Genomic DNA, 25,814 nt, shown 5'->3' with positions numbered 1-25,814 from the left:
AACCAACATCCCGATCTCGCCGCATGAACTTCCACGCGACTGTGTAAGCTATCGAAATGAGGGGTCCCTTTTAGACGCCGATCACCCCGCTAACGGGGTTCTTTTTGCACGCCGATTCACAGAGCAGGACAAAAATATGCGACGCGACATTTGGAACGATGCGGAGGTCGCAACGGTGCTCACACTGTTGCAACGGCTGGCAAGAGAGGAGACCCTCATCGAAGGACTCTCACGACGGGGCGATCCGGCGATCGGCGTTATATGCATGGCCGAAGCGCTTCATCAGTTCCGAGCCGCCGCGCGGAATGCCGGACGGTCCGAACTCAGAACCGTCCAGGCGATGCCGAGGTCGACCCACCGGACCGTGAGATCCCAACATCGCAGGCTTTTCGAGCGCGGCTACCTTCTTCCTCAAGGGCATCTGCCCGCGAACCTTGAGGTGTTGCTCGTGCCCGGCATCGGCGCGTTGGTGAACGTCCATCTTCGCCTGGGCCATCATTCCGTGCCGGTGGGCGGCCTAGTAACAAATCCGAAGCGACTTGCCCGAATGGTCGAGCGTCTCGACCCATCGGCAGTCACGGGCTGGGATGAGGCTTGGCGGGCCAGCGTTCAGAACGATGTCGCAGGAGCATCTTTCCCGCGCAGAACGTGACCAATCAATTGAGCGTTCATTTACCATGGTTAACGCTCGAGCGCTGCCATCTCGCCCGATGGCCCAGCTTGAAGGAACGTCCGCTTTCAGGATTTGCGGCTGGTTCGGCGAATGACCGCTCATGAGGCGCATACCTGCCAGGCGGCTTCGTGCTGAGCGGGTCGCTTGTCCTGGCGAAAGCTGCCGTTCAAAGCCCGATCGGGGGGCGACGCACTTTGGTCGGTGATTGAGTCCGAGAGAGCGTCAGCTATCCCCGCAACCCGGCTCTAATCCGGACGGTCGCCTACTGGCCATGTGGGCCAAGGGGCGCACCGCCGCCGTCGGCCCTTCTTTGACACAGCTCTCGATGCCAAGTCGAGCTGGCCAAATGGCACGACACGCGAACTGCTGGACGATCCTGACGGCGATTAGATAATCTATAGATGATTTGATAAAATAATTGACTTCGAGATCGAACCTGAATTACGATTTTCGGATACTGGTAGTATAACTTGTATTAAATTGTTGCTTTTGTGAAATGTGATCGGAAGATCGGAAAGGTTTGTCATGACAAATGCTCGGTCCCCGGCACCATTTCCCAAAGCATCGCAAATTTCGTCCTGCCAAGGGGCGGCGTTGATTATTTCAGCACTCGCCGCAGGACTCCCCCAATCAATCCAGCGATCAGAAACTGAAGCTGAGCGAGAGCGAGGCGACATTGTCGTTGCTGTCGTCGGCATCGGGGCGGAAGCCATGCTGGTGGAGATAGCCGATCTCCGCATTCACATTCTTGGCGAGCGGCGTGGTGATCGCGATCAGGTTGCGCATCCTCTCCTCGCCCTGGACACGCTGGAAATTGGTCTTGTTGAGATCGATGAAGCTTTCATGACTGAGGATCAGCGCGGCCTTGCCGCCTTCCTTGAAGGGCATGGTCAGCTTCACATAGGGACGCAGGCGCCAGGCGGTGCCGTCAACTCCTTCGCGCCAGCGCTGCTCCATCCGCATCCGCGCGCTGACCGACACCGGACCAAGCTTTAGGATATTGTCGACCGTCACCTGTTCGCGGGCGCGATGCTCCATCACGGTGAAATCGCCGCCATCATATTGCGGGTCATGGGTGTAACCCGCCCAGACCGTCACTTGCTTGTCGAGCTTGTAGCCGACCAGCGTGTTGCTCTCGATCTCGTACAGGCCATCCCGATCATTGCTAAAGCGGGCGACGATCTCCTGCTGGAGGCGCCAATGATCGGACAGCTTCACCGTCGCGCTGGTGGTGGTCCAGAGTTGCTCATCCTCGCTGGCATGGGCGGTCGCGGGCAGCGCCATCAGGGCAAAAAGGCAGAGGGACAGGCGGCGCATCGGGCATTGCTCTCCAACAGGGTTGGCGGGCCTCTATGACGATTAGATTACATGACAGCGTCAGTTTGATTGCCATTTTGTGACAATGGCAGTCCGGACGATTGCTGATGCGCACATCCTCCGTCAGGCATTCGGCAGGCCGGAACATGTCACGCCAAATCAGCCTGTTACATATTGCAATATCGTCGCAATATCATTAGCCGAGCGACATTGGGGAGAGGCCAGAAGGAGCGAACCGGCTCCATTCCTTATCCATTTCAACGGGATCGTCGCCTTGCCCAGCCTCCGCCTCGCGCGCCTTTGCGCCCTCCCCTTCCTGTTTGCACCGCTGCCCGTGCTGGCGCAGGCCCCGCTTGATGCAGCCGCCGGCGACAGCGACATCCTGGTCACCGCCCGCGCGCAGAAACTCTATCGCGCCGAGGATAGCGAGATCGGCAAGATCCCGGCCGATCCGATGGACATTCCCCAGTCGGTCCAGGTCATCACCAGCGAGCTGATCCGCGACCAGGGCGCACGCGACATCACCGACCTTTATCGCAATGTCGCCGGCGTCAGCGCCAACCAATATGCGACCGTTACCTATCGCGGTTTCCGGCAGGAATCGATGTTCTATGACGGGCTGCGCGGCGACCCGTTCCAGGGCTTCGCCGTGCCGAACCTGTTCAGCATCGACCGGGTCGAGTTTCTCAAAGGACCGGTCGGCATGCTTTATGGCGCCAGTTCGCCCGGCGGCATGGTCAATTATGTCACCAAGAAGCCGCAAGACAAATTCGCCGCATCCGTGCGCGCGGTGGTCGGCAATTATGATCGCTATGGCGCGTCGGGCGAAGTGACCGGGCCGATCGACGCAAATGGCGTGGTCGCCGGGCGCGCCGGCCTGTTCTATGAAAGTTTCGACACGGTGCAGCGCTTTTCCGGCAGTCGCAGCCTGGTCGCGGACGGCGGGCTGAAGTTCAAGCTGGCGCCCGACACCAGCCTGACGGTGCAGGCGACCCGTTATGACCAGGATCTGCCGGGCAACCGGCTGCGCGGCGTGGCGATCGATGCAGACGGGAATTTCCTGGCCGATCGCAACTGGACCCATAATGAGAAAAACGACAGACTGGACCTGAAAGGCACGGTGCTGCAGGCACGGCTCGACAGCCGGCTGTCGGATGCGGTCAGCATCAATGCATCGGGTCGCTGGTTCCGCTATACCGAATATCAGCGCTATCATGAGCCGCTGGGGCCGATCGACACCGACGGCGATGGCGTGGTCGATACCCAGCCACGCGAATTTCGCTCGCAGCATCGCACGATCGAGGGCGCTAGCCTGGCGAGCAACATGATCGCCAGGCTGGAGACCGGCGGGATCAAGCATACATTGCTGGTCGGCGCCGACTGGTATCGCGAGACCCAGGATTTCAGCGGCGTGACGATCAAGGGCTTGCCGGGCCTGTCGCTCAGCAATCCCGTCTATGGCCTGAGCAACCCGACCGAGGCGGACCTGGCCGGCCTGACGCCGGAAGTGAATGCGTCGCGCGCCCATCGCTACGGCGTCTATGCCCAGGAGCAGGCCGATATTGGCGAGCATGTCATCCTGATCGGCGGCGTGCGCCATGACTGGTTCGACGACAAGGACGAGATTGGCGGCGCCTATGCCGATGGCGGTCGCTGGAGCTGGCGTGTCGGCGGCATCTACAAGCCGGTCCAGTCCGTGTCCCTCTATGGCAGCTATGCCCAGAGCTTCGAGCCGCAAAGCCCCGGCAACCAGAATCCGGCCGTCGGCGGCCCCTTCGCCCCGATCGCCAGCCGCCAGTTTGAGGTCGGCGCCAAGGGCGAGCTGATGCAGGGCAAATTGCAGCCGACGATCGCGCTCTATCACATCGTGCGCAACGGCATCGTGCAGGTCGATCCCGATCTGGCACCGGTCAATGGCCTGGACCAGCTGTCGCCGGTCGGCGAAGTCACCAGCAAGGGGATCGAACTGACGCTGGCGGCGGACCTCAGCAAGAATTGGGTGCTGACCGCCAATTACGCCTATAATGATGCGCGCATCACCGACAGTGCAGACGGCGCGACGATCGACAATGCCGTCGGCGGCCGCTTCCCCAACGCCCCGCATCATCAGGCCGGGCTATGGTCCCGCTATCAGATCCCTGCCTGGGGCACGGCGCTGGCGCTGGGCGGCCAATATGTGTCGGGGCAGATCGACCGGCGCGGCGCGCATATTCCCGGCTTTACCGTGTTCGACGGCAGCATCACCCAGGATCTGGGCTTTGCCGAAGCGATGATCCGGGTCGAGAATATCTTCGACAAGACCTATGCCGTCGCCACCTTCGACGCGCGCAAGGGCGCCTTTGTCGGCCGGCCGCGCACCGTCTTCCTGGAATTGCGGCGCGACTTCTGACGGTCGCGCCGCGCCCCGATCAGGCGGGGTTATGCGCTTTCAGGAAGGATTCGAGCTGCTGGAGAAATTCCAGCCGGTCGGCCTGGCGCGAGAAGAAATGGTCGGCCAGCGGCTGTTCGACATAGATATAGTCGCGGCCGTCCATCTTGCCGGCAGCCTTGAGCTTTTCCGCCATCTCGCGGGACTGGCCGACCGGCACGCGCCGGTCCTTCTTGCCATGCATCAGCAGGATCGGCGTCGAGAAGCCGGCCGCATAATTGATAGGCGAGACGACAGCAAAATCGGGCGCCTGCTCCTTCAGCCAGTCGCCACTGGCACCGGAATTCAGGAATCGCCGGTCATAGCGCATCATCGCGCCCAGATCCGACACGCCGGCATAGGAGACGGCGCAGCGATATTTACCGCCATCGCGCTGGGCCGCGCGCATCGCGGCATAGCCACCATAGGAGGCGCCGACGACGCATACCCGCTTGGCGTCCGCAATGCCCTGCTTCACTGCCCAATCGACCGCATCATTGAGGTCATCCTGCATGGCACGGCCCCATTGGCCCTCGCCCTTGGCCGCGAATTCCGTACCATAGCCCGACGAGCCACGATAATTGGGCTGGATCACCGCATAGCCACGATTGGCCAGGAACTGCACCCACCAATCCCAGGTCTCCGCGTCGCGGGCGAAGGGGCCGCCATGGGGCATCAGAATTAAAGGAAGATCCTTCGCCGCCTTGCCATAAGGCAGGGTCAGCACCGCCGCGATCTCCAGACCGTCACGCGCCTTGTAACGGATCGTCTTGACCGGCGAGAGTTGAGGCCGGACACCCAGCGTCTCGCTGACCTTCGACAGCAGCGACATGGCGCCATAGTCGGTGTCGTAATAATAATAGGCGCCCGGCTGACTGGCGGCGCCGACATGCACGATCAGTTTCTTCAAATCCTGACTGGTCGAGATGATGCGCGCGCGGCGATCGCCCACGGCCTTGTCGATATCCGCCTGAATCTTCGCCAAAGTCGGGTCGAACCAGTGAACGGCTGGCGCGTCGGCCGTGTAGCGCACGCCCGCCATGCCGGTGCCAGCGGCATCAACCTCCAGCCCGCCAAGATCGAAGCCGGGCGCTTCATAGAGCTTTTTACCCAATTCAAGCGTGCCTAGGTCCAGTTCATAGAAGGCATCGGTGCCGTCGCGATCGTCGCTGGCGATCGCCTTGCCCGGATCGGCAGTGAACAGCATCGGCACGATCAGCGATTCATGGCGGCGCCGATTAGCCTTGTCGACCACGCGGAAGCTGCCGCGACCATCGGGGCGGTAGAGCAGTTTCGAGGAACGGGTCGTGTCATTATAGCCCACCCCCATGCGCACCGCGCCAGTCGCATCGGCATACCAGCTGCGCACATATTGGCGCGACGCAACGACGGTGCGCATCTTGCCGGTGCTGACGTCCACCTCGCTGACCTGCGGCCAGAAACCAAGATCATCATAATAGATGGAGGTCTGGTAGGAGAGCAGGATGCGCGGGCTGCCATCACGGGCGACCCAGATGACATCGTCGCCATTTTGCGCGGCGACAGCCTTGGCAAGGATGCTGGCCTTGGTGCCGTCCGCCTTGATGCTGGCGACGCGGCTGATCGACCAGGGCATGCCCTGCACATTGGTTTCTGCGCCGATGCCGACGATCAGCCAGTCATTATTGACCCAGCGCCACCAGTTGAGGTCATTTTCGCCCAGGCCCATGGTGCGAACATTGCCGCCTTTCACTTCGGCGATCACCAATTGCTGCACGCCCTTGATCGCGATCCGCGCGGCGACGCGCGCGCCATCAGGCGAGAGTTCGGGTGAATCCATTGCCGGCAGTTCGGCGAAGGCCTCGATCGGCCAGGTCTTGGCGACGGTCGCCGGCACCTTGGCAGCGTCGGCCTTGGTCGCATCGGTTTGCGCAGAGACAGCAGGTGCAAAAGCCGCGAGCGCGCAGGCTGCGGCGGATAGAATCGGTTTCAAACATACCCCCCAGTCAAACATGACCCCGCCCGTTGCCGGGCGGGGTCATCGTCAGTCCGGCGATTTAAAACCGGGTTAAGCGCCGTGCGCAAGCGCCGCGAGCAGCAAGAGCGCGACGATGTTGGTGATCTTGATCATCGGGTTGACCGCCGGGCCGGCTGTGTCCTTGTAGGGATCCCCCACCGTGTCGCCGGTCACCGCAGCCTTGTGCGCCTCGCTGCCCTTGCCGCCATGATGGCCATCCTCGATATATTTCTTCGCATTGTCCCAGGCGCCACCACCGGACGTCATCGACAGGGCGACGAACAGCCCCGAGACGATGACGCCCAACAGCAGGGCGCCCAGCGCGGCAAAGCCGTTGGGTACGCCCGCGACCGCCGCAATGATGAAATAGACCGCGATCGGCGCCAGCACCGGCAGCAGCGACGGGATGATCATCTCCTTGATCGCGGCGCGGGTGACGAGGTCGACGGTACGGGCATAATTGGGGCGCGACGTCCCTTCCATGATGCCCTTGTTGGTGGCGAACTGGTCGCGCACATCCTTGACCACGTCGCCGGCCGCGCGGCCGACCGCCGTCATACCCATCGCGCCGAACAGATAGGGCAGCAGCGCCCCCAGCAGCAGGCCGACGATGACATAGGGGTTGGACAGGCTGAAATCGACCGGCTCGGTGAGGCCGAGGGCCGAATTGTAGAATTTGAGATCCTCCGTATAGGCGCCGAACAGCACCAGCGCCGCCAGGCCGGCTGAGCCGATGGCATAGCCCTTGGTCACCGCCTTGGTGGTGTTGCCGACCGCGTCGAGCGCATCGGTCTTCACCCTGACGCTGTCATCGAGATGGGCCATTTCGGCGATACCGCCGGCATTGTCGGTGACCGGGCCATAGGCGTCGAGCGCGACCACCATGCCGGCCAGCGCCAGCATCGCGGTGGCGGCAAAGGCGATGCCGATCAGGCCCGCCAGCTGATAGGCGACGATGATGCCGACCACGATCACGATCGTCGGCAGCGCCGTCGATTCCAGGCTGATGGCGAGGCCCTGGATGACGTTGGTGCCATGGCCGGTTTCCGATGCCTTGGCGATCGAGCGAACCGGGCGATAATTGGTGCCGGTATAATATTCGGTGATTACGACCAGCAGCCCGGTGACGGTGAGACCCACCATCATCGACCAGAACAGTGCCATGCCGGTATAGCCGCCAACGCCATCCAGGTCAGTGCCGAACGGCGTGTTGAGATCACCTAGCGTATAGTGGGTAACGAACCAGAGCGCCGGGATCGACAGGATCGCGGTGGTCCAGAAACCCTTGTAGAGCGCCCCCATGATCGACTGGCTGGCGCCCAGGCGGACCATATAGGTGCCGATGATCGAGGTGATGATGCATACGCCGCCGACGATCAGCGGCAAGGCCATCAGACGCATCAGGAAGGCGTTGTCGACGCCGGTTACCAGCAATGCGGTCAGCACCATGGTGGCGCCGACGGTGACGACATAGGTTTCGAACAGGTCGGCCGCCATGCCGGCACAGTCGCCGACATTGTCGCCGACATTGTCCGCGATCACCGCCGGGTTGCGCGGATCATCCTCCGGAATGCCAGCCTCCACCTTGCCGACCAAGTCGGCGCCGACATCGGCCGCCTTGGTGAAGATGCCGCCACCCAGCCGGGCGAAGATGGAAATGAGGCTGGCGCCGAAGGCCAGCGCGACCAGGCTGTCGATCACCAGCCGGTCATCGGGGGCATGGCCGGCCGGGCCGGTCAGATACCAGAAGAAGGTGCTGATCGCGAGCAAGGCGAGGCCCGCCACCAGCATGCCGGTGATCGCACCGGCCCGAAAGGCGACGGTGAGACCGCTCTGCAGCGTGCCGCGCGACGCCTCTGCCGTGCGCACATTGGCACGCACCGAGATGTTCATGCCGATGAAGCCGGCCGCACCCGACAGGATCGCGCCGATCAAGAATCCCACCGCAGAGGTGATCCCGAGGAAGAGGAAGACAAGGACGGCGACAACGATGCCGACCACGGCGATGGTGGTATATTGACGGCCAAGATAGGCTTTTGCCCCCTCCTGGATCGCCCCCGCGATCGCCTGCATCGTATCGTTGCCCGCCGGTGCGGCAAGCACCTGGCGACTGGTGAAAAGCCCGTAGAGCACGGCCAGCAGGCCGCACCCTATGGCGATATGGACTATCTGCATGCTTGTTCCTCTCCCCCTATTGTTGCTGTCATCGATCGCTCCGCAGGGAATGACGGGCGGGCGAAGGGCGCAACAGCGGGCGGCCGGACGGAGAAACGCCGGCATCGGGCACCGCGTCAATCAGCAACAGGACGATGCGCATCGGGCGCTCCAACCGGCTGAGAATAGGGTGATAGGAAGCTACAGGTCAGGCGCCGCGCGTCAAGCCGGTAGCGCAATGATCCAGATCAGCCATGTTCCCAGCCGAGCCGGTCGGGCAGCGGCATGACCGCGCCGTCGATCAGCAGGGTCAGGCCTGCCCCTTCTGCGAAACGGCCGATCGGGATCGCGCGCACCGGCGGCGACACACCGGGCGGCAGCGCGAAAAGCAGTTCATAATCATCGCCGGCACGGGCGGCGGCGAGCTGGATCGCGGTGCTGGCGCCGCGCACGCTTTCGAGCGCCGGGGATAGCGGGATATGGTCGATGGTGACGGCGAGGTTGCTGGCCGCGCCCATGCGCGCGGCATCGATCAACAGGCCGTCGGACAGGTCCATCATCGCGGTCGCGAGGCGGGCGAGCAATGTTCCTTCGGCGAGGCGCGGGCGCGGTCGGCGATAGGCGGCGACCAGCGGGCCGGATGCGGCAGGATCGGCGCGGGCAAGGTCGAGACCAATGCCGGCATCGCCGACCGGCCCGGTGACATAGAGGCGATCGCCCGCCTGCGCGCCGGCGCGGCTGGGGACCGGCATGCTGGTCGCTTCTCCGATCGCGGTCAGGCTGTAGCTGCGCGGCGCGCCAGCCGGCATGCTGACCGTATCGCCGCCGAGCAGCGGCATGGCATGGCGCTCCAGCGCCTCGCCCAGACCTTCGAGGAACGCAGCGTCCCAGCCATCGTCGCCCGACAGGCTGTAGTTGAGCAGGCAGCCCACGGGCTTCGCGCCCTTGGCGGCGAGGTCCGACAGATTCACCGCCGCCAGTTTCCAGCCGATATCGGCCGGCGGATCGGTGGGGAGATAATGAACGCCCTCCACCATCGTGTCGCTGGTGAGGATGAGGCGCGTGCCACCGACCGGCAGCACCGCGACATCGTCCTGCAAACCCTGCGCGGCAGGATCATGGGCGAGCAGGCGCAGCAGGGTGAGGAAGCGGGATTCGGCGGACATGATATAATCTCTATCCCAGCACCCGCTTCTACAGAAATCACCCGTCATCCCCGCGGACGCGGGGATCCATTGCGCGCTATGTTGGCGAGGAAGCGCTGAATGAATCCCGGATCAAGTCCGGGATGACGTCCATTACAGAACGCGTCCGTGCAACCTTATTTCCGCACGTCCTTCGACACGCCGTCGAGCAGGCCGTTGACGAAGCCGGCTTCGCGCTTGTCGTAGAAGGCGTGGGCGACGTCGACATATTCGCTGATGACGGTGCCGGTGGCGACGTCCTGACGAGCGAGCAGTTCATAGGTGCCCGCGCGCAGAATCTGGCGCATCGGCTTGTCGAGGCGGTCGAGGGTCCAGCCGCTCGACAGGCGCGCGCTGATCAGCCCGTCAATCTCGGCGCGACGGCGATCGACGCCCGACACGACGTCATCAAAGAAATTCTGTTCGGCTTCGGCATAGGTCACGTCCTCGATCGTCGCGCCCAGGCGATGTTCGTGGAATTCGTGCAGCAGCAGATGGAGCGGCGTGCCCTCCATTTCGAGCTGGTAGAGCGCCTGGACCGCGGCGAGGCGCGCGGCGGAGCGGGATTTGGAGCGGTCGTTCATGCGGCTTTCTAATCCGTGAATATCATGCCTGTCGAGAAGCCCGCATAACCGGTTCTCGACAGGCTCGAACCGAACGGGAAGAAATCAGAGCCGCAGCGCGACCGATGCGGCGTGAGCGGGCAGCCCCTCCGCCTCCGCAAGAGCGACGGCCGCGGGGCCGATCGCCTGGATCGCGTCGGGGGTAAGGCCAAGGAAACTGGTGCGCTTCATGAAATCGAGCACCGAAAGGCCCGAGGAAAAGCGCGCCCGGCGACCGGTCGGCAGCACATGGTTGGGGCCAGCGACATAATCGCCCACCGCCTCGGGCGTCATGCGGCCAAGGAAGACCGAGCCGGCATGACGGACCTGCGCGAAATAGCGGTCGGGATCGTCCACCGCCAGTTCCAGATGTTCGGGCGCGAGTCGATCGACCAGCGGCATCGCTTCATCCAGGTCGCGCACCAGGATGATCGCGCCATTGGCGGCCCAGCTGGTGGTGGCGACGGCCTGCGTCGACAGCAGCGGCAAGCGGCGCATGACGGCCTGTTCGACGGCATCGGCAAAGGCGGCATCGTCGGTGAAGAGGATCGACTGGCTGGTCGGGTCATGTTCCGACTGGCTCAGGAGATCGGCAGCGATCCAGTCGGCGTCGTTCCGGCCATCGGCGACGACGACGATTTCGGACGGACCGGCGACCATGTCGATGCCGACCACGCCATAAAGCTGGCGCTTGGCTTCGGCGACCCAGGCATTGCCGGGACCGGTGATGACGTCGACCGGCTTGATCCGTTCGGTGCCATAGGCCAGCGCGGCGACGGCCTGCGCGCCACCGACGCGCCAGATCTCCTCGATCCCCGCAATCTGGGCAGCGGCCAGCACCAGCGGGTTGATCTCGCCTTTCGGCGTCGGTGTCACCATGGCGATGCGCTGCACGCCCGCGACCTTGGCCGGGATGACGTTCATCAGCAGCGAGCTGGGATAGGCGGCGCGGCCACCCGGCACATAGAGGCCAGCAGCATCCACCGCGGTCCAGCGCGCGCCGAGGCGCACGCCGGCGGCGTCGATACCGTCACTATCCACCGGCCTTTGCTTTTCATGATAGGCAGTGATGCGCGCGGCCGCGAGTTCGAGCGCATCGCGCAGCGGCGTCGACAGGCCATCGAGCGCGGCGCGGCAATCGGCCGGGTCGACCGCCCAGCCGCTGACGTCCAGATCATGATGGTCGAAGCGGCTGGTATAATCGGCCAGTGCGGTGTCGCCATGGGCGCGCACGGCCGTCAATATGGCGCTGACGTCGCGCGACACATCCTCATCCGCCTCGCGCCGGGCATCGACCAGGGCGGTGAAATCGGCGGCGAAGCCGGCGGCCTTGCTGTCGAGCCTAAGCGGCATCGCGCACCTCCACGGCCTTGCGGAACGCCTCCACCAGCGTGGTGAGATCGGCCGAACGCATCTTGTAGGCGGCGCGATTGACGATCAGCCGCGCCGAGACCGGCATGATGATCGCGGTTTCAACCAGGCCATTGGCCTTGAGCGTGGCGCCCGAGGACACAAGGTCGACGATGCGACGCGACAGGCCGAGCGAGGGGGCCAGTTCCATCGCGCCATTGAGCTTCACGCATTCGGCCTGAAGCCCGCGCGCCTCATAATATTTGCGGGTGAGATGGGGATATTTGGTGGCGACGCGGACATGGCTCATCGCCGCCTGATCTTCATCCCCGGCATCCGCCGGCTCGGCGACCGACAGGCGGCAATGGCCGATATTGAGGTCCACCGGCGCGTAAAGTTCGGAATAATCGAACTCATCGACCACGTCGGAACCGACAATGCCGATCTGTGCTGCGCCATGGGCGACGAAGGTCGCCACGTCGAAGGCGCGCACGCGGATGATCGACACGTCGGGCCGGTTGGTGGCGAAGCGCAGCGCCCGGCTCTTCTTGTCATGAAATTCCGCCTCCGGTTCGATACCGGCTTTGGCGAGCAGGGGCAGCGCCTCTTCGAGGATGCGGCCCTTGGGGATGGCGAAGGTGATCGGGCGAGTCATGACCCGCGGGCCTTAGCCATCGATGCGCCAAAGCACAAGATTTTCGGGCCAGGAAGGACGGGAAGCTCAGCCCCAGAAGCGCCTGGTGTCGAGCAGAGCGGCATAGGCCTTTTCGGCGCGGCGCAGCAGGCGGCGCTGCGCCTTGTCATCCGGCGCGGGCCAATCGAAGTCGATACCGGCCGCCGCGAGGGTGGCGGGCGCGGTCGCCAGATCGTTGAGCGCGCCCAGATCATCCTGCAGCTTTTCCAGCATGGCCGAGAAATTAGCATGGCGCCGCTGCTGCTTGTTCTTCGAGAAAAGCGGCGCGAAAAATTCGCTGGTGTAGCGGAGTTTCTTGGCGGCGATGCGAGCCTGGTGGCGCCGCTCGTCGCTGCGCCTGGCAAGATTCTTCCCCTTGCGCTTCAGCCGCTTGCGTCGATCCGACAGGATTTCGGCAGCAAAGGGCCTGACAGGCGCATGCAGCAAAGCGGCATCGGCCGGTCGGCTACACCAGTCACCCAGCGCCAGCCATTCGGCGAGATCCAGCATCAGGATGCGGGTCTCGCGCGCCTGCAGGCGAAGCTCGGCATCTGCCAGCGCTTCCGCACGAACAAGCGCGAGGCGGGCGGCGGCATCATCAGGCAGGTTGGGCAGCAGCACGTCGATATTGCGGACCCGGCCGAGTGTGGCGGCAAGTGCTCGCAGACCATCCTTGAGCGGCGCGAGCGCGGGATCGCCTGCGAGCACAGGCGCAAAAATCGACAGCGCCGAGCGCAGCCGCCGCAGCCCCACCCGCGCCTGATGCAGGGCGCCCGGCGTACCGGTGGTGAGCAGCAGATCCTCGTTCAGGCGGAATTGGCGGATGCAGCCCTGGGCGATGGGACGAAAGGCCTGCTCGACGGTTGCGTCTGGTGCGATCGCAATGGGTTCGGCCTTGGCCGGCTTGCGCCGTTCCTTCGCGAGCAGGGCATAGCCGCGATCCGACTTGGAGCGCATGCCCAGACGCAGCGGCACCAGATCGTTGAGCTGGCGGGCCATCGAAAAAAGCAGGGCCGGTTCACCCGACAATAATTCCAGTTCCACCTCTGCCAGCGGGGTGGCACGACGGCCGACCCGAACCCGGCCAATGTCGATCGCGCATTCGACCCCCTGCCCGTCCCGATCGAGCCGATGCACGGTGCGTTCGATGTCGGTGACGAAAATCTTGTCGGCGGTCGCGACCGTGGCGGCGCCGACGGCCCGATCGAGCGGATCGGGAATCGAATCGAACAGCGGGACATTGCCGTCGACCGGCTTTTCCCATTCCGAGCGGGCAAAGAGGCCAGCCGCCCTGCCGCCATCGGCCTTGATCGTCTGAACATGGGCCCGCCCCTTGCGCCGGACGCGCAGCGAAAAACCGGCACGGTGCAGATCGAGCGCGGGGGTGTCGAAATAGGTCGCAACCAGATGGGCCGCCTGCCCCTTCTGCCCCGCGAACAGCGGTGCATCGGCCAGCAGAGCGCGATCGGCCGGGTCAAATTCCAGCTTCAGCTCGACTTCGCGGTTGTCCATCCGTGCGCCCCTTGTTGCGAGCGGTGCCCCGGGGCGGGGACGCTAGATCGAATCGGGCACGAAAGGAAATATAATTGTCACAATTGACCGTGGCGCCGGCTCAGGCGGCCTCGGCCAGCGCAGCCTCGGTCGCGGCGATCCAGCCGCCGCCCAGGACCTGATCGCCGGCATAGAGGACTGCGGCCTGCCCTGGCGCGACGCCATATTCGGGCGCGTCGAAGATCAGCCGATCGCCTTCGAGGCGCGCGGGAACCGGCTTTGCCATGGAACGGACCTTGGCGGTCAGAGGCCCGGTAAAATCGCGACCGAGCCAGTTGATGTCGCTGAGGCGCGCGCCCGACACGGCCAGCGCGACCTTCGGCCCAACGATCACCCGCCGTCCTTCGGCATCAAGCCGCACGACATAGAGCGGTTCGGCCTGGCCACCAATTTCCAGCCCCTTGCGCTGGCCGACGGTATAATGGATCAACCCCTTGTGCCGGCCCAGCACCCGGCCATCGACATGGACGATATCGCCCCCCTCATCCGCATCGGGGCGCAGCTTGCGCACGATCTTGGCATAATCGCCATCGGGCACGAAGCAGATGTCCTGACTGTCAGGCTTCAACGCCACCGACAGGCCAAGTTCGGCGGCGATTTCGCGCACCTGCGGCTTGGGCAAACCACCCAACGGGAAACGCAGATAGTCGAGCTGGGCCTGAGTCGTAGCGAACAGAAAATAGCTCTGGTCGCGCGCAGGATCGGCGGCGCGGTGCAGTTCGGCACCCTGCGGCCCTTCAACCCGGCGGACATAATGACCGGTCGCCAGACAGTCGGCACCCAGGTCGCGCGCGATCTGGAAAAGATCGGTGAACTTCACCCCCATATTGCATTTGACGCACGGGATGGGGGTGCGGCCGGCCATATATTCATCGGCAAAGTCTGCGATCACCGAATCGCGAAACTGGCTTTCATAATCAAAGACATAATGCGCAATGCCAATGCGGTCGGCGACGGCGCGCGCATCGCGGATATCCTGCCCCGCGCAGCAGCTGCCGGTGCGGCCGACGGCGGCGCCATGATCATAGAGCTGGAGCGTCACGCCGATCACTTCCGCTCCGGTCTTGGCGGCCAGCGCAGCGACGACGCTGCTGTCCACGCCTCCGGACATGGCAACGACAATGCGCCGCTGCGAGAGCGGCTCTGGGAGCTGAAATTCGGGCTGCATGGCCGCCCATATAGTCGCAGGCGGCGCTGCGTTCCAGCATCTTCCCCCACAAGCGTATCGTTTCGATGACGAAAATGTGTCCGGCATTTACCGGACCTTATCGATTAGCCCGGTAGAAGCTTGGTCATGGATCTGAGTTTTCTCCGGACAGGCGGGCTGAAACCCGCTCTGACAAGGCCGACAGGCCGGGCACGCGTCCCGGCCTGGCCTTTCCTGCGGGCAGCTTCGGCTGCGGCGCAGGCGGCCAGTCCCACGGCCCTGGCGGTCGCGGGCGTCCTGCGGGGGCAGGACGGGATGGAGGACTGGATTCAGGAACTGGCCGAGATTTTCGCGCCACGTTCCGACGGCAAGATCGAAGCCGTTCGTCTCGCAGGAAGCTTTAACCCGCTGATCGCGAGCCATTTAGGGGTGGGGCAAGGATGATGAAGCCTGTGTTTACCTTGGGGCTTTAGCCGATCTTCAGGGCTGATGTGACAACGAGGTTTCGCTGCTGAATTCGGCAACGCCAATGCCGCTAATTGAGGGTAAAGATGATAGAGAACCAGAAAATCAGGCCTGCACAGGTCGTAGGACCGCTCGGCGAACCCCTGACGCTGGAAAATCTGCCGCCCGTGAACACCACCCGCTGGGTCGTGCGTCGCAAGGCAGAAGTCGTCGCTGCCGTCAATGGGGGCCTGCTGACCGTGGACGAGGCATGCGCCCGCTACAGCCTGACGCTGGAAGAATTTGCCAGCTGGCAACGGGCGGTGGACCGTTCGGGCATGCATGGCCTGCGCGTGACGCGCATCCAATATTATAAGTCGCTCTACGAGCGGCAGCAGAAATATTGAGGGATCGGGTGCCGCCGACAGGCGCGCGCCGGAGAGGATGATGCAGGGGCCGCCGGACAGACCGTCCGGTGGCCCCTTTTGCATTGCGCCTTGGGGATAGTTTCCAAGGCGGAATCATTTTCTGCGGGAACGCGAAGCCATGTTCCGGGTTGAATAGCCAGCAACCCGTTGGGGGTGTGGTCAAGGAGAGTAACATGGGCATCATCTTGTGGCTTATCGTCGGCGGCATCATTGGCTGGCTTGCCAGCATGATCATGCGCACGGACGCGCAGCAGGGCATTTTGCTGAACATCGTCGTCGGCATTGTCGGCGCCTTCATCGGCGGCCTGATCTTCAGCGGCGGCTCGATCAACAATGCCGGACTGACGCTCTACAGCTTCCTCGTTTCGCTATTGGGTGCGGTCATCCTGCTGGCGATCGTCAACCTGGTACGGCGCGGATCGGTCCGCTAACGACCCGGAATTCCATCTCAAAGGCCGCGGCCTTCCCAGGAAGGACGCGGCCTTTTTGCGTCAGCGCCGGACGCTGAACCAGCGATAGAGCGCCAGCACCGCGATCGCGCCCAGCACGGCGGCGATGAAACTGGCATGCTCGCCCGGCGCGTAGAAGCCCATGATCTGACCGACAAAGGCCGCCAGCAAGGCCCCGGCCATGCCCAACAGGATGGTGACGACGCAGCCCCCCGGATCGCGGCCCGGCATGACCAGCCGCGCCAATGCTCCCGCGAGCAGGCCCGTCATGATCCATCCCAGCAATTCCATGGTGCGCATCCTCTTATATTAGCCAACCCGCCCCAAGGCGCGGCATAGCGACATAGTCCGGCCCCTTTGGCAAGAGACGGACAAGATGCAAGAGCCCGCCAGCCCCTTCGCATCGGCACAATTGGCTTTGCGAAGGCCCGTCCAACCGTGATATTGGGGCTTGAGGGCGGTGATATATTCATATAACACAGTTCCGAGTTTGGGCGGAACCCGCCGGAGAGATGGAAACGGCATGAATTACGAAACTACGCTGACGGGCGAATCGTCCGCGATCCTGATCGATGACGAAGACCGGATTCGCCGTCGCCGGCGTCTGCTGATCATCGGTGGCGTTGTTGCGGTTGCGCTGGTGGCGGCGGCTGCCGCGCTGTCGATGCGTGGCAAGGATGCCGCCGCACCCGACGCCGCACCGCAGGCGCCGGTCGTGACCGTGCTGACCCCCGGCCAGACGATGGTCGCCCGCACCGTGAGCAGCACCGGATCGCTGGCCGCCCGTGTCGACATGCCAGTCGGCGTGGTCGGCGAAGGCGGCATGGTGACCCGCGTGCTGGTGCAGCCGGGCGACTGGGTCCGCGCCGGCCAGGTGCTGGCCACCGTCGAACGATCGGTCCAGAGCGAGCAGGTCAATTCGCTGGCCGCCCAGGTCGAAGTACAGCGTGCCAATGCCAAGCTGGCCCAGGCCCAGTTGGAACGCGCCAAGGCGCTGGTCGGCCGCGGCTTCATCAGCGCCGCTGACATCGACCAGCGCACCGCCACCCGCGACCAGGCCGTCGCCCAGGTCCGCGTAGCCGAAGCGCAACTGGCCGAGCAGCGCGCCCGCACCGGCCGCCTGGACATCCGCGCGCCGGCATCCGGCCTGGTGCTGACCCGCACGGTCGAGCCCGGCCAGATCGTCCAGGCCGGCGGCGGCACATTGTTCCGCATGGCCAAGGATGGCGAGATGGAAATGCAGGCGCAGGTGGCCGAAGCCGATCTGGCAACGCTGCGCGCCGGCAACAGCGCGACCGTGACCCCGGTCGGCAGCAACCAGCATTTCAGCGGCCGCGTCTGGCAGGTATCACCGGTCGTCGATCCGCAGACCCGTCAGGGCATCGCCCGCATCGCGGTCGCCTATAATGACGCGATCCGCCCCGGCGGCTTCGCGTCGGCGACGATCACCAGCGGCTCGGGCAATGCCCCGCTGCTGCCGGAATCGGCGGTGCAGAGCGACGCCAAGGGCAGCTATGTCTATATCGTCAACGGCAAGAACCAGGTCGAACGGCGCGACGTGAAGGTGGGCCAGGTGTCCGACACGGGCGTCGCCATCACCAGCGGCATCACCGGCGCCGAGCGCATCGTGACGTCGGCCGGCGCCTTCCTGACCGTGGGGCAGAAGGTGAAGCCGGAAGCGCTCAAGGCGCGCTGACGCAATGGTCCCGGCCGGGTCACCATGCCCGGACCGGCAGGACTGACAATATTGGAAGCGGGCGCGGTGGCGTCCGGTGAGGGAAGCCCGTCATGAGTTTTCGCAATATCTCCGCATGGGCGATCCGCAATCCGGTGCCGCCGCTGGTCCTGTTCGCCGCGCTGATGCTGGCCGGTGTCGTCAGCTTCCTGCGGATGGACATCAACCAGAATCCCGACATCAGCTTCCCCATGGTCAGCGTCACCGTGTCCCAGCCGGGCGCCGCGCCGACCGAACTGGAAACCCAGGTGACCCAGCGGGTCGAGGCCGCTGTGCGCGGCATCAGCGGGGTCGAGGACATCACCTCCTTCGCGTCCGAAGGACAGTCGCTGACCAATGTCCAGTTCAAGATCGGCACGCCGGTCGATCGCGCGGTCAACGACGTCAAGAATGCCGTCGACCAGATTCGTAGCGACCTGCCCGACGGCATTTTGGAACCGCAGGTCCAGCGCATCGACGTGGATGGTGGCCCGATCGCCTATTTCAGCGCCGAAGCGACCGACATGACGCTGGAGGAACTATCCTGGTATGTCGACAATACGGTCGCCAAGCGATTGCTGTCTGTCAGCGGCATGGCAGCGGTGCGGCGCGGCGGCGGCGTCAGCCGCGAGATCCGCGTCATTCTGGATCCTGCCCGCCTGCAGGCCTATGGCGTCACCGCCGCCCAGGTGAATGCGCAGCTGAGCCAGGTCAACATCAACGCGGCCGGCGGACGCACCGAAATTGCCGGTGCCGAACAATCGATCCGCGTGCTGGGCAATGCCCGCAACGCCCATGATCTGGGCCAGACCCAGATCGCCATTTCCGGCGGTCGCACGGTCAAGCTGGCCGATATTGCCGATGTTCGCGACATGTATGCCGAACAGCGCAGCCTGGCGTTGATGAACGGCCGGCAGGTGACCAGTTTCAGCCTGGAAAAGGCCAAGGGATCGTCCGACGTCACCGTCTATGACGATGCCATGAAGGTGCTGGACAAGCTGAAGAAGGAAAATCCCAAGGTCCAGTTCAAGCAGCTCTATTCGAGCGTCGAATATACACGCGGCCAGTATCACAGTGCCATGTCGGCGATGATCGAGGGCGCGGTGCTGGCGGTCGTCATCGTCTTCCTGTTCCTGCGCGACTGGCGCGCGACGATGATCTCCGCCCTCGCCATCCCGCTGTCGGCGATCCCGTCCTTCTGGTTCATGGACATGCTGGGCTTTACGCTGAACGGCATTTCGCTGCTGGCATTGAGCCTGGTGGCGGGCGTGCTGGTCGATGACGCCATCGTGGAGATCGAGAATATCGTGCGCCACATGCGCATGGGCAAATCGGCCTATCAGGCATCGATCGACGCGGCCGACGAAATCGGCCTGGCCGTGCTGGCGACCACCATGGCGATCGTCGCGGTGTTCCTGCCGGTCGCACTGATGCCGGGCATTTCGGGTCAGTTCTTCATCCAGTTCGGCATGACCGTGGTCGTGTCGGTGCTGATGAGCCTGGCCGTGGCGCGCCTGATCACGCCGATGATCGCAGCCTATTTCCTGAAGGCCCATGGCGAGGCGAGCCATGGCGAGGGCTGGCTGATGGACCGCTATATGAGCGTGCTCCACTGGTCGCTGGACCAGCGCAGGGCGAAGGCCCGCCGCGCGCGCGGCGGTTTCCGCAACCGCTTCGTCGCCTTCTTCGTCGACCATCGCGTGTGGACTCTGGGCATCGGCATGCTCGCCTTCGTGGCGACCCTGTTCGCATTTGGCACTTTGCCCATGACCTTCCAGCCGACGATCAACACCGATTTCAGCCAGGTGAAGATCGAGACCGTGCCGGGCAGCACGCTGGAGCAGACCACCGCCATCACCCGCAAGGTGGCCGACATGCTGGCCGCCGACACGGATGTGGTCGAGGCCGCCTTTGCCGATATCGAGCCGACCAGCGCCGACATCTTCCTGACTCTCAAGAAGACCCGGCCGATGTCGTCGGTGGATTGGGAACGCAAGATCGCGCCCAAGTTCCAGACGATCGCCGATGCACGGGTCAATTTCCAGTCGCAGTCGGGCGGCGGCTTCGGCCGCGACATCATCATGATGTATGGTTCGGACGATCCGGAGCTGCTGGAAAAGACCGCCAACCAGTTGGTGCATGAAATGGCCGGCATCCGCGAACTGCGCGCGCCGCGCGTACAGGGCGACATGCAGCGGCCCGAAATCATCATCAAGCCGCGCCTCGACCTGGCCGCCAGCATGGGCGTGACGACCGCTGCGCTCAGCCAGTCGATCCGCATCGCCACGATCGGCGACATCGACCAGAATGTCGCCAAATTCTCGCTGTCTGATCGCCAGATCCCGATCCGTGTCGCCCTGGCCGAGGATAGCCGCAAGGATATCGCCACGATCGAGAATATGCCGGTGCCGACCGTGTCGGGTGGTTCGGTCCCGCTCAAGGTGGTCGCCGACATCAGCTTTGGCGCAGGCCCGACGCAGATTCGCCGCTATAACCAGATCCGCCGCGTCGTCGTCGGCGCGGACCTGGCGCCCGGCATCGTCACCAGCCAGGCCAATCAGAAGATCAACGAGCTGCCGACGATGAAGGCCATCAAGGAAGGCCGCATCCAGGGCGTGCAGAAGATCGAGGCGGGCGACAGCAAGTTCCAGGCGGAAATGCTGACCAACTTCGTGATCGCCGTCTTCTCCGGCATCATGCTGGTGCTGGCGGTGCTGGTGCTGCTCTACAAGCGGATCATGCCGCCCTTCGTGAATCTGGGGTCGCTGCTGCTCGCGCCGCTGGGCGGGGCGATCGCGCTGCACATTGCCGGCCAGCCCATGTCGCTGCCGGTGTTCATCGGCCTGCTGATGCTGCTGGGCATCGTCGCCAAGAACTCGATCCTGGTGATCGACTTCGCGCTGGAGGAGATGGAGAAGGGCGTGCCCAAGCAGGAGGCGATTCTCGACGCCGGTCACAAGCGTGCGCAGCCGATCGTGATGACCACGGTCGCCATGGTCGCGGGCATGGTGCCGACCGCCCTTTCGCTGTCGGGTGACGCCGCCTGGCGCGCGCCGATGGGCATCACGGTGATCGGCGGCCTGCTGCTGTCGACGGTGCTGACGCTGGTGATCGTGCCGGCCGTGTTCAGCCTGGCACTGGGCGTCGAGCAATGGGCCGGGCCACGGCTCAGCCGCCGCTTCCTGACCCACAAGTCGCATGACGACCATTCGGGCAGCCATGCCCAGCCGGCGGAATAAGGGGCCGGGATCGCGCGGGCAGCCCCATGGCAAAATATGGGGCTTGCCTGAACGAAACGGGCGCGTAACCGTTTCACCGCCATGAAGCTGCTGCGCATGCCCCGTTCGCCCCTCGACGCCGCCGCCCATCCCGCGCGGCGCATGCGGCTGGTGGCGACGGGGATGTTGCTGGCGATGGCGGCGATCTTCATCGCGGCGCGCGCCACCGTGCATCTCCATCCCGCTATCGGCTTCGTCCAGGCCTTTGCCGAGGCGGCGATGGTCGGCGGCCTGGCCGACTGGTTCGCGGTCACCGCCCTGTTCCGCCATCCGCTTGGCCTGCCGATCCCGCATACGGCGATCATTCCGCGCAACAAGGACCGGATCGGCGACACGCTGGCGGTGTTCCTGCGCGACAATTTCCTGACCCCGGCCGTCGTCGCGCGGCGGATGCGCGGCATGGACGTGGCCGGTGCGGCCGGCCGTTTCCTCGCCAGCCCGTCCGCCGGCGACGGCCGACTGCGCATGGGCGCATCCCGGCTGCTGGCCGACATGCTGGAGGCGCTGGACCAGGAACGGTTGGGCGGCATGGTGAAGGGTGCGATCGGCCAGCGGCTGCGCGCGATCAATGTCGGCCCGCTGGTGGGGCAAGCAATCGAGGCCGCGATGCGCGACGGCCGCCATGCGCCGGTGATGGATGGCATCATCCAGTGGGCAGACAGGGCGCTGGAGGCGAATGACCATCTGATCCGCCAGATGGTGCATGAGCGCGCGGGCACGGTGCTGCGCTGGACCGGGCTGGACGAAAATCTGGCCAATGCGATTCTCGGCGGCCTGCGCAAGTTGTTGGCGGACATGGCCGCCGATCCTGGCCACAGCCTGCGCCTCAAGGCCGAGGAAGGCATGGCCAAGCTTGCCTTCGACCTGCAGTTCGACATCGAGATGCAGGCGAAGGCGGCCAAGATCCGCGACGAGATACTCGACAATCCGGCGATGCAGCGCTGGATCGAGGGGATGTGGGAACAGGCCCGCACCGGCCTGCTGCGTGCGGTGCGCGATCCCGGCAAGGCGATGGCCGGGCGACTGGGCGAGGCGTTGCAGCAACTGGGCGGCACCCTGCAGGAGGATGCGCGGCTGAAACTGGTGATCAATCGCTTCGTGCGGCGCGGCGCGGTCGGGGCGACGGCGACCTATGGCGATTCGATCGTCAAGCTGGTGAGCGAGACGGTGCGCGGATGGGACGCCGGCACGGTCACCAGCCGGCTGGAGAACGCGGTCGGCCGCGACCTGCAATATATCCGCATCAACGGCACGCTGGTCGGCGGACTGGTGGGGCTGGCGATCCACGCCATCGACACATTCTTCTGAGAAATGGTCGGGGCGCATCGGGCCAAAAACGACGCGCCCCGACCGGAACCGGTCGCACAGAGGAGACGGCTTCCGGTTCCTAGCTGAACATCAGTCTTCGGGACCGCCCTCTCCCCCCGGTGGCGGCGGCGATGGCGGCAGCTCATCGGCGCTCAACACGCCGTCGCCATTGCGGTCTAGATCATGGAACATGGCGAGCGATGGGGCGGAAAATTCGGCGCGATCGATCACGCCATCCTCATTGCCATCCTCGGGATAGGGCATGGCGCGGCCCGGAGGTGGGGGTGGAGCGGTCTCGCCACCCTGGCCGCCCGGCCGCGGGCCGGATGGCGGACCACCGGGCGGAGGGCCGCCGGCGCCACCGGGGCCGCCGCCAGGACCACCACGGCCATGCCGGCGTTCGCCCTGCCCTTCCTGGCGCGGGCCGCGCTGATGGCCCAGCATCTGCTGCATGGCGTCAGTTGAAATCGCCCCATCGCCGTCCGAATCCATCGCCGAAAAACGGCGGTCGAGCCAGGCCTGCATCTCGTCCCGCGTGATCCGGCCATCACCGTCGGCATCGGCAGCCCAGGGCCCATCGGGTCGTGCCCCGCCGTCATGCGGACCTTCCGTCCGCGCAGACAGATCGGCTGGCTGCTGGGCGAACAGTGGCACCGGCAGCAACAAGGTCGACAATAGCAGCATCGTGGGAAGGCGCATCGGAGTTCCTGAATTTGCGTTGCCGCAGTGTCTCGCATCGCCGCATTGCCCCGATATGTCCCGAGGCAGCGCGAATATTTCAGGCGCACCGCCCTCCTGAAAATTGATGTTGCAACATAACATATTTTGATGTTGTATCATTCCATGGGCGCCAGAGAGTTGGCGCCACGAGAGGAGGGTGCAGTCCATGTATATGACGATGCAACCGACACAGGATGCGACCCGGTCGGGCTATGCCGCGCGGCGCAAATCACCGATCGGGATCGGCGGGGCAATCGCGGTCCATGCCGTGGTCGTCGGCGCCTTCCTGCTGATGCCCAAGGAGGTCATCGACTGGGTACGGCCGACGCCGCCGATCACCGGCTATCCCGTACCGCTGCCCCCGCCGCCTGAACCGGCACCACCGGAACCGACCACCCAGACGGTCCAGACCAACCCGCTGCCGCAAAAGCCGACCACCACCGATCCGATCATACCGATGCCCGTTCCGGCCGGCCCGACGGTCGAAACCGGCCCATCCTCGTCCTTTGACGGCTCCGGAACCGGGACGGTCATCGATCTGCCCCTGCCCCCGCCACATATCCCGGTCCTGATCGATGCGACGATAGCGCCAAACGCCCTGGGTTCTTTCCAGCCCGATTATCCCGGCGCGATGATCCGCCAGGGGCTGGAAGGCAACGTCACCGTGCGCGTCACCATCAGTCCGGAAGGCCGCGTCAGCGACATCGTCAAGATTTCGGCGACCGACGAGAGTTTCTGGCTCGCGACCCAGAAGCATGCGCTGCGCAAATGGCGCTTCCGGCCGGCAACGCGCGACGGTGTTGCTGTGAGCAGCGTCAAGACGCTGACCGTGCGCTTCACCCTGACCGATCGCTGAGCAGAGGACGGGCGGGCATAGCCCGCCCGTTCCTTCATGGAGGGATGTTCGATGGATCATTTTGCATCCGCGCCCGCCCTGCCCTATAAGCGCGGCATGGCGATATTTCCCCGTCCCGTTTCTCCCAAGAGCGCCTTTGGTGATTTCTGGAGCTATTTCCGGCAGCAGCGCCAGCATAAATGGCCGCTGCTCGGCGTGTCCGCGGCCTTCACCTATGTAATCGTATGGGCGTTCATCGTCGATGCGAACACCAACACGATGCCGACCCGCAACAAGATCATCTATGTCCAGAGCTGGGATGCGAACCGATCCGACGCGGCGGTGATCCTGCAGCAGAAGATCGACTTCGCCAAGCGCGAGGCGGCCCTCGTCAAGCAGCAGAAGAAGATGCAGGGCTATGCCGACGCATTCGGCATCGAATGGCGCGACGAAGAGGCCCGCAACACCGCACGGCGCAAGGAGGCCGTCCGCCAGATCAATGGCTTGCTGGACCAGCGGCTGGCCAAGGCGGAGGCCGAACAGAAGGTCGACGCGGCGACCGCCAAACCCTGACCATGACCACAGACGTCGCCGCTGACCGTCGCTACATGGCGGCGGCGATTGCCCTGTCAGAACGTGGCCGGGGCCTGTCGACCCCCAACCCCAATGTCGGCTGCCTGATCGTGCGCGGTGGCCATGTCGTCGGTCGCGGCTGGACCCAGAAGGGCGGCCGCCCTCATGCCGAGGCGCAGGCGCTGGACGAGGCGATGGACCGGGCCGAAGGTGCCACCGCCTATGTCACGCTCGAGCCCTGTTTTCACCTCAGCCCGCGCGGGCCGCGCTGCGCCGACCTGATGGCGCGCGCCGGCGTCGCCCGAGTCGTGATTGCCCTGCGCGATCCCGATCCGCGCACCGATGGCCAAGGCGCCGCCTGGCTGCGCGAGCGTGGCGTTGTGGTCGAGATGGGGCTGATGGCGGCCGAGGCCGCCGAGGCGATGCGCGGCTTCGTGCTGCGCCAGACTCTGGGGCGCCCGGCAGTGACGCTGAAGCTGGGCCTCACGCTCGACGGGCGGATCGCGCTGGCTGACGGGTCGAGTCGCTGGATCACCGGGCCGGATGCCCGTGCCCATGCCCATCTGGAGCGGGCACGGCATGACGCCATCCTGGTCGGCGGCGGCACGCTGCGCGCCGATGCGCCCAGTCTGGATGTGCGCCTGCCGGGGCTGGAGGAGCGATCGCCGCGCCGGCTGCTGCTGAGCCGTGGCCCGGCGCCCGAAGGCTGGAGCGCGATTGCCGATCCGGAGGATATCGCGACGCTCGACCGGGTCGATCATCTGATGATCGAGGGCGGCGCCGAGACCGCCGCCGCCTTCCTGCGTGCCGATCTGGTCGACCGGCTGCTACTCTATCGCGCGCCGATCCTGATCGGGTCGGGCCTGGCCGGGATCGGCGATATCGGCCTGACCGACCTGGCTGATGCCCATGGGCGCTGGCGCCAGACCGAGGAGCGCCGGTTCGACCCGGACCGGCTGGAGGTTTACGCGCGCACGCGCAGCGCCTAGATCAGCGCAAATTTCTTTCCCA

General features: G+C 64.7%; 22 protein-coding genes. 11 read left to right on the top strand and 11 right to left on the bottom strand.

Annotated features, from left to right (window positions below):
- The coding region (locus tag A0U87_RS09525) for a hypothetical protein (protein ID WP_206366588.1) at positions 1-652 on the top strand (652 nt) is incomplete at its 5' end.
- A 663-nt stretch (positions 653-1,315) separates the two neighbouring features.
- Here the strand turns inward: A0U87_RS09525 and A0U87_RS09520 are convergent.
- Positions 1,316-1,990: a DUF2490 domain-containing protein gene (locus A0U87_RS09520; RefSeq protein WP_048938102.1), complete on the bottom strand. Its 675-nt coding sequence runs from the start codon at positions 1,988-1,990 to the stop codon at positions 1,316-1,318.
- A 274-nt stretch (positions 1,991-2,264) separates the two neighbouring features.
- On the opposite strand from A0U87_RS09520, the gene A0U87_RS09515 reads away from it, so the two are divergent.
- Positions 2,265-4,379: a TonB-dependent siderophore receptor gene (locus tag A0U87_RS09515; RefSeq protein WP_048938103.1), complete on the top strand. Its 2,115-nt coding sequence runs from the start codon at positions 2,265-2,267 to the stop codon at positions 4,377-4,379.
- A 19-nt stretch (positions 4,380-4,398) separates the two neighbouring features.
- Here the strand turns inward: A0U87_RS09515 and A0U87_RS09510 are convergent, their stop codons facing one another.
- From A0U87_RS09510 to mnmA, 8 genes are all read right to left on the bottom strand, one after another.
- Positions 4,399-6,390: an alpha/beta fold hydrolase gene (locus A0U87_RS09510; protein ID WP_107917543.1), complete on the bottom strand. Its 1,992-nt coding sequence runs from the start codon at positions 6,388-6,390 to the stop codon at positions 4,399-4,401.
- 54 nt (positions 6,391-6,444) lie between these two features.
- Positions 6,445-8,568: a sodium-translocating pyrophosphatase gene (locus A0U87_RS09505; RefSeq protein WP_048938104.1), complete on the bottom strand. Its 2,124-nt coding sequence runs from the start codon at positions 8,566-8,568 to the stop codon at positions 6,445-6,447.
- 227 nt (positions 8,569-8,795) lie between these two features.
- Positions 8,796-9,713, bottom strand: coding sequence for a thiamine-phosphate kinase (gene thiL, locus A0U87_RS09500; protein WP_048938105.1), 918 nt, complete (start codon positions 9,711-9,713; stop codon positions 8,796-8,798).
- Between the two features lie 155 nt (positions 9,714-9,868).
- Positions 9,869-10,315: a transcription antitermination factor NusB gene (gene nusB, locus A0U87_RS09495; RefSeq protein WP_004208836.1), complete on the bottom strand. Its 447-nt coding sequence runs from the start codon at positions 10,313-10,315 to the stop codon at positions 9,869-9,871.
- 84 nt (positions 10,316-10,399) lie between these two features.
- Positions 10,400-11,686: a histidinol dehydrogenase gene (gene hisD / locus A0U87_RS09490; protein ID WP_048938106.1), complete on the bottom strand. Its 1,287-nt coding sequence runs from the start codon at positions 11,684-11,686 to the stop codon at positions 10,400-10,402.
- Positions 11,676-12,338, bottom strand: coding sequence for an ATP phosphoribosyltransferase (gene hisG, locus A0U87_RS09485; protein WP_004208839.1), 663 nt, complete (start codon positions 12,336-12,338; stop codon positions 11,676-11,678). The genes hisD and hisG overlap by 11 nt, the downstream gene beginning before the upstream one ends.
- A gap of 66 nt (positions 12,339-12,404) precedes the next feature.
- Positions 12,405-13,868: a CYTH and CHAD domain-containing protein gene (locus tag A0U87_RS09480; RefSeq protein ID WP_048938107.1), complete on the bottom strand. Its 1,464-nt coding sequence runs from the start codon at positions 13,866-13,868 to the stop codon at positions 12,405-12,407.
- Positions 13,869-13,968: 100 nt separating this feature from the next.
- Entirely contained in the window at positions 13,969-15,075 is a 1,107-nt protein-coding gene (gene mnmA / locus A0U87_RS09475; protein ID WP_010336936.1) for a tRNA 2-thiouridine(34) synthase MnmA, read from the bottom strand.
- A 294-nt stretch (positions 15,076-15,369) separates the two neighbouring features.
- On the opposite strand from mnmA, the gene A0U87_RS27015 reads away from it, so the two are divergent.
- From A0U87_RS27015 to A0U87_RS09460, 3 genes are all read left to right on the top strand, one after another.
- Positions 15,370-15,498: a hypothetical protein gene (locus tag A0U87_RS27015; protein ID WP_268801522.1), complete on the top strand. Its 129-nt coding sequence runs from the start codon at positions 15,370-15,372 to the stop codon at positions 15,496-15,498.
- A 107-nt stretch (positions 15,499-15,605) separates the two neighbouring features.
- A complete protein-coding gene (locus A0U87_RS09465; RefSeq protein ID WP_004208844.1) occupies positions 15,606-15,905 on the top strand; it encodes a DUF1153 domain-containing protein in 300 nt (99 codons plus the stop codon).
- 194 nt (positions 15,906-16,099) lie between these two features.
- A complete protein-coding gene (locus tag A0U87_RS09460) occupies positions 16,100-16,357 on the top strand; it encodes a GlsB/YeaQ/YmgE family stress response membrane protein (RefSeq protein WP_004208845.1) in 258 nt (85 codons plus the stop codon).
- Between the two features lie 60 nt (positions 16,358-16,417).
- Here the strand turns inward: A0U87_RS09460 and A0U87_RS09455 are convergent, their stop codons facing one another.
- Positions 16,418-16,666, bottom strand: a complete 249-nt coding sequence (locus tag A0U87_RS09455; protein WP_026109172.1) for a GlsB/YeaQ/YmgE family stress response membrane protein — start codon at positions 16,664-16,666, stop codon at positions 16,418-16,420.
- A gap of 232 nt (positions 16,667-16,898) precedes the next feature.
- Here A0U87_RS09455 and A0U87_RS09450 point away from each other — a divergent pair, with 232 nt between their 5' ends.
- From A0U87_RS09450 to A0U87_RS09440, 3 genes are all read left to right on the top strand, one after another.
- Complete coding sequence (locus tag A0U87_RS09450) at positions 16,899-18,071, top strand: efflux RND transporter periplasmic adaptor subunit (RefSeq protein ID WP_048938108.1); 1,173 nt, start codon at positions 16,899-16,901, stop codon at positions 18,069-18,071.
- Between the two features lie 92 nt (positions 18,072-18,163).
- Positions 18,164-21,328 carry an efflux RND transporter permease subunit gene (locus tag A0U87_RS09445; protein WP_048938109.1) on the top strand — a complete coding sequence of 1,055 codons (3,165 nt, stop codon included), beginning with the start codon at positions 18,164-18,166 and terminating at the stop codon, positions 21,326-21,328.
- 81 nt (positions 21,329-21,409) lie between these two features.
- Complete coding sequence (locus A0U87_RS09440; protein ID WP_048938110.1) at positions 21,410-22,675, top strand: DUF445 domain-containing protein; 1,266 nt, start codon at positions 21,410-21,412, stop codon at positions 22,673-22,675.
- A 90-nt stretch (positions 22,676-22,765) separates the two neighbouring features.
- Here the strand turns inward: A0U87_RS09440 and A0U87_RS09435 are convergent, their stop codons facing one another.
- Positions 22,766-23,374 (bottom strand): hypothetical protein, encoded by a 609-nt coding sequence (locus A0U87_RS09435; RefSeq protein ID WP_048938111.1) that lies wholly within the window; start codon positions 23,372-23,374, stop codon positions 22,766-22,768.
- Between the two features lie 187 nt (positions 23,375-23,561).
- On the opposite strand from A0U87_RS09435, the gene A0U87_RS09430 reads away from it, so the two are divergent.
- The 3 genes from A0U87_RS09430 to ribD are packed head-to-tail and all read left to right on the top strand — an operon-like array spanning position 23,562 to position 25,792.
- A complete protein-coding gene (locus A0U87_RS09430; RefSeq protein WP_048938112.1) occupies positions 23,562-24,251 on the top strand; it encodes an energy transducer TonB in 690 nt (229 codons plus the stop codon).
- A gap of 51 nt (positions 24,252-24,302) precedes the next feature.
- On the top strand, positions 24,303-24,803 hold the full coding sequence (locus A0U87_RS09425; RefSeq protein WP_048938113.1) for a hypothetical protein: 501 nt from the start codon (positions 24,303-24,305) through the stop codon (positions 24,801-24,803).
- A gap of 35 nt (positions 24,804-24,838) precedes the next feature.
- A complete protein-coding gene (gene ribD, locus A0U87_RS09420; RefSeq protein ID WP_048938114.1) occupies positions 24,839-25,792 on the top strand; it encodes a bifunctional diaminohydroxyphosphoribosylaminopyrimidine deaminase/5-amino-6-(5-phosphoribosylamino)uracil reductase RibD in 954 nt (317 codons plus the stop codon).
- Positions 25,793-25,814: the final 22 nt, after the last annotated feature.

Origin of the sequence: Sphingobium sp. MP9-4 (assembly GCF_005281675.1) — a bacterium.
GTDB classification, from domain to species: Bacteria; Pseudomonadota; Alphaproteobacteria; order Sphingomonadales; family Sphingomonadaceae; genus Sphingobium; species Sphingobium yanoikuyae.
Note: the sequence above shows the minus strand (reverse complement) of the source record. Positions and strands in the feature narration are given on the sequence as shown.

Coding starts and splice junctions, on each gene's coding strand:
- A0U87_RS09520 (WP_048938102.1), bottom strand. CDS start 1,990: ATGCGCCGCCTGTCCCTCTGCCTTTTTGCCCTGATGGCGCTGCCCGCG.
- A0U87_RS09510 (WP_107917543.1), bottom strand. CDS start 6,390: ATGTTTGACTGGGGGGTATGTTTGAAACCGATTCTATCCGCCGCAGCC.
- A0U87_RS09505 (WP_048938104.1), bottom strand. CDS start 8,568: ATGCAGATAGTCCATATCGCCATAGGGTGCGGCCTGCTGGCCGTGCTC.
- thiL (WP_048938105.1), bottom strand. CDS start 9,713: ATGTCCGCCGAATCCCGCTTCCTCACCCTGCTGCGCCTGCTCGCCCAT.
- nusB (WP_004208836.1), bottom strand. CDS start 10,315: ATGAACGACCGCTCCAAATCCCGCTCCGCCGCGCGCCTCGCCGCGGTC.
- hisD (WP_048938106.1), bottom strand. CDS start 11,686: ATGCCGCTTAGGCTCGACAGCAAGGCCGCCGGCTTCGCCGCCGATTTC.
- hisG (WP_004208839.1), bottom strand. CDS start 12,338: ATGACTCGCCCGATCACCTTCGCCATCCCCAAGGGCCGCATCCTCGAA.
- A0U87_RS09480 (WP_048938107.1), bottom strand. CDS start 13,868: ATGGACAACCGCGAAGTCGAGCTGAAGCTGGAATTTGACCCGGCCGAT.
- mnmA (WP_010336936.1), bottom strand. CDS start 15,075: ATGCAGCCCGAATTTCAGCTCCCAGAGCCGCTCTCGCAGCGGCGCATT.
- A0U87_RS27015 (WP_268801522.1), top strand. CDS start 15,370: ATGGAGGACTGGATTCAGGAACTGGCCGAGATTTTCGCGCCACGTTCC.
- A0U87_RS09465 (WP_004208844.1), top strand. CDS start 15,606: ATGATAGAGAACCAGAAAATCAGGCCTGCACAGGTCGTAGGACCGCTC.
- A0U87_RS09460 (WP_004208845.1), top strand. CDS start 16,100: ATGGGCATCATCTTGTGGCTTATCGTCGGCGGCATCATTGGCTGGCTT.
- A0U87_RS09455 (WP_026109172.1), bottom strand. CDS start 16,666: ATGGAATTGCTGGGATGGATCATGACGGGCCTGCTCGCGGGAGCATTG.
- A0U87_RS09450 (WP_048938108.1), top strand. CDS start 16,899: ATGAATTACGAAACTACGCTGACGGGCGAATCGTCCGCGATCCTGATC.
- A0U87_RS09445 (WP_048938109.1), top strand. CDS start 18,164: ATGAGTTTTCGCAATATCTCCGCATGGGCGATCCGCAATCCGGTGCCG.
- A0U87_RS09440 (WP_048938110.1), top strand. CDS start 21,410: ATGAAGCTGCTGCGCATGCCCCGTTCGCCCCTCGACGCCGCCGCCCAT.
- A0U87_RS09435 (WP_048938111.1), bottom strand. CDS start 23,374: ATGCGCCTTCCCACGATGCTGCTATTGTCGACCTTGTTGCTGCCGGTG.
- A0U87_RS09430 (WP_048938112.1), top strand. CDS start 23,562: ATGTATATGACGATGCAACCGACACAGGATGCGACCCGGTCGGGCTAT.
- A0U87_RS09425 (WP_048938113.1), top strand. CDS start 24,303: ATGGATCATTTTGCATCCGCGCCCGCCCTGCCCTATAAGCGCGGCATG.
- ribD (WP_048938114.1), top strand. CDS start 24,839: ATGGCGGCGGCGATTGCCCTGTCAGAACGTGGCCGGGGCCTGTCGACC.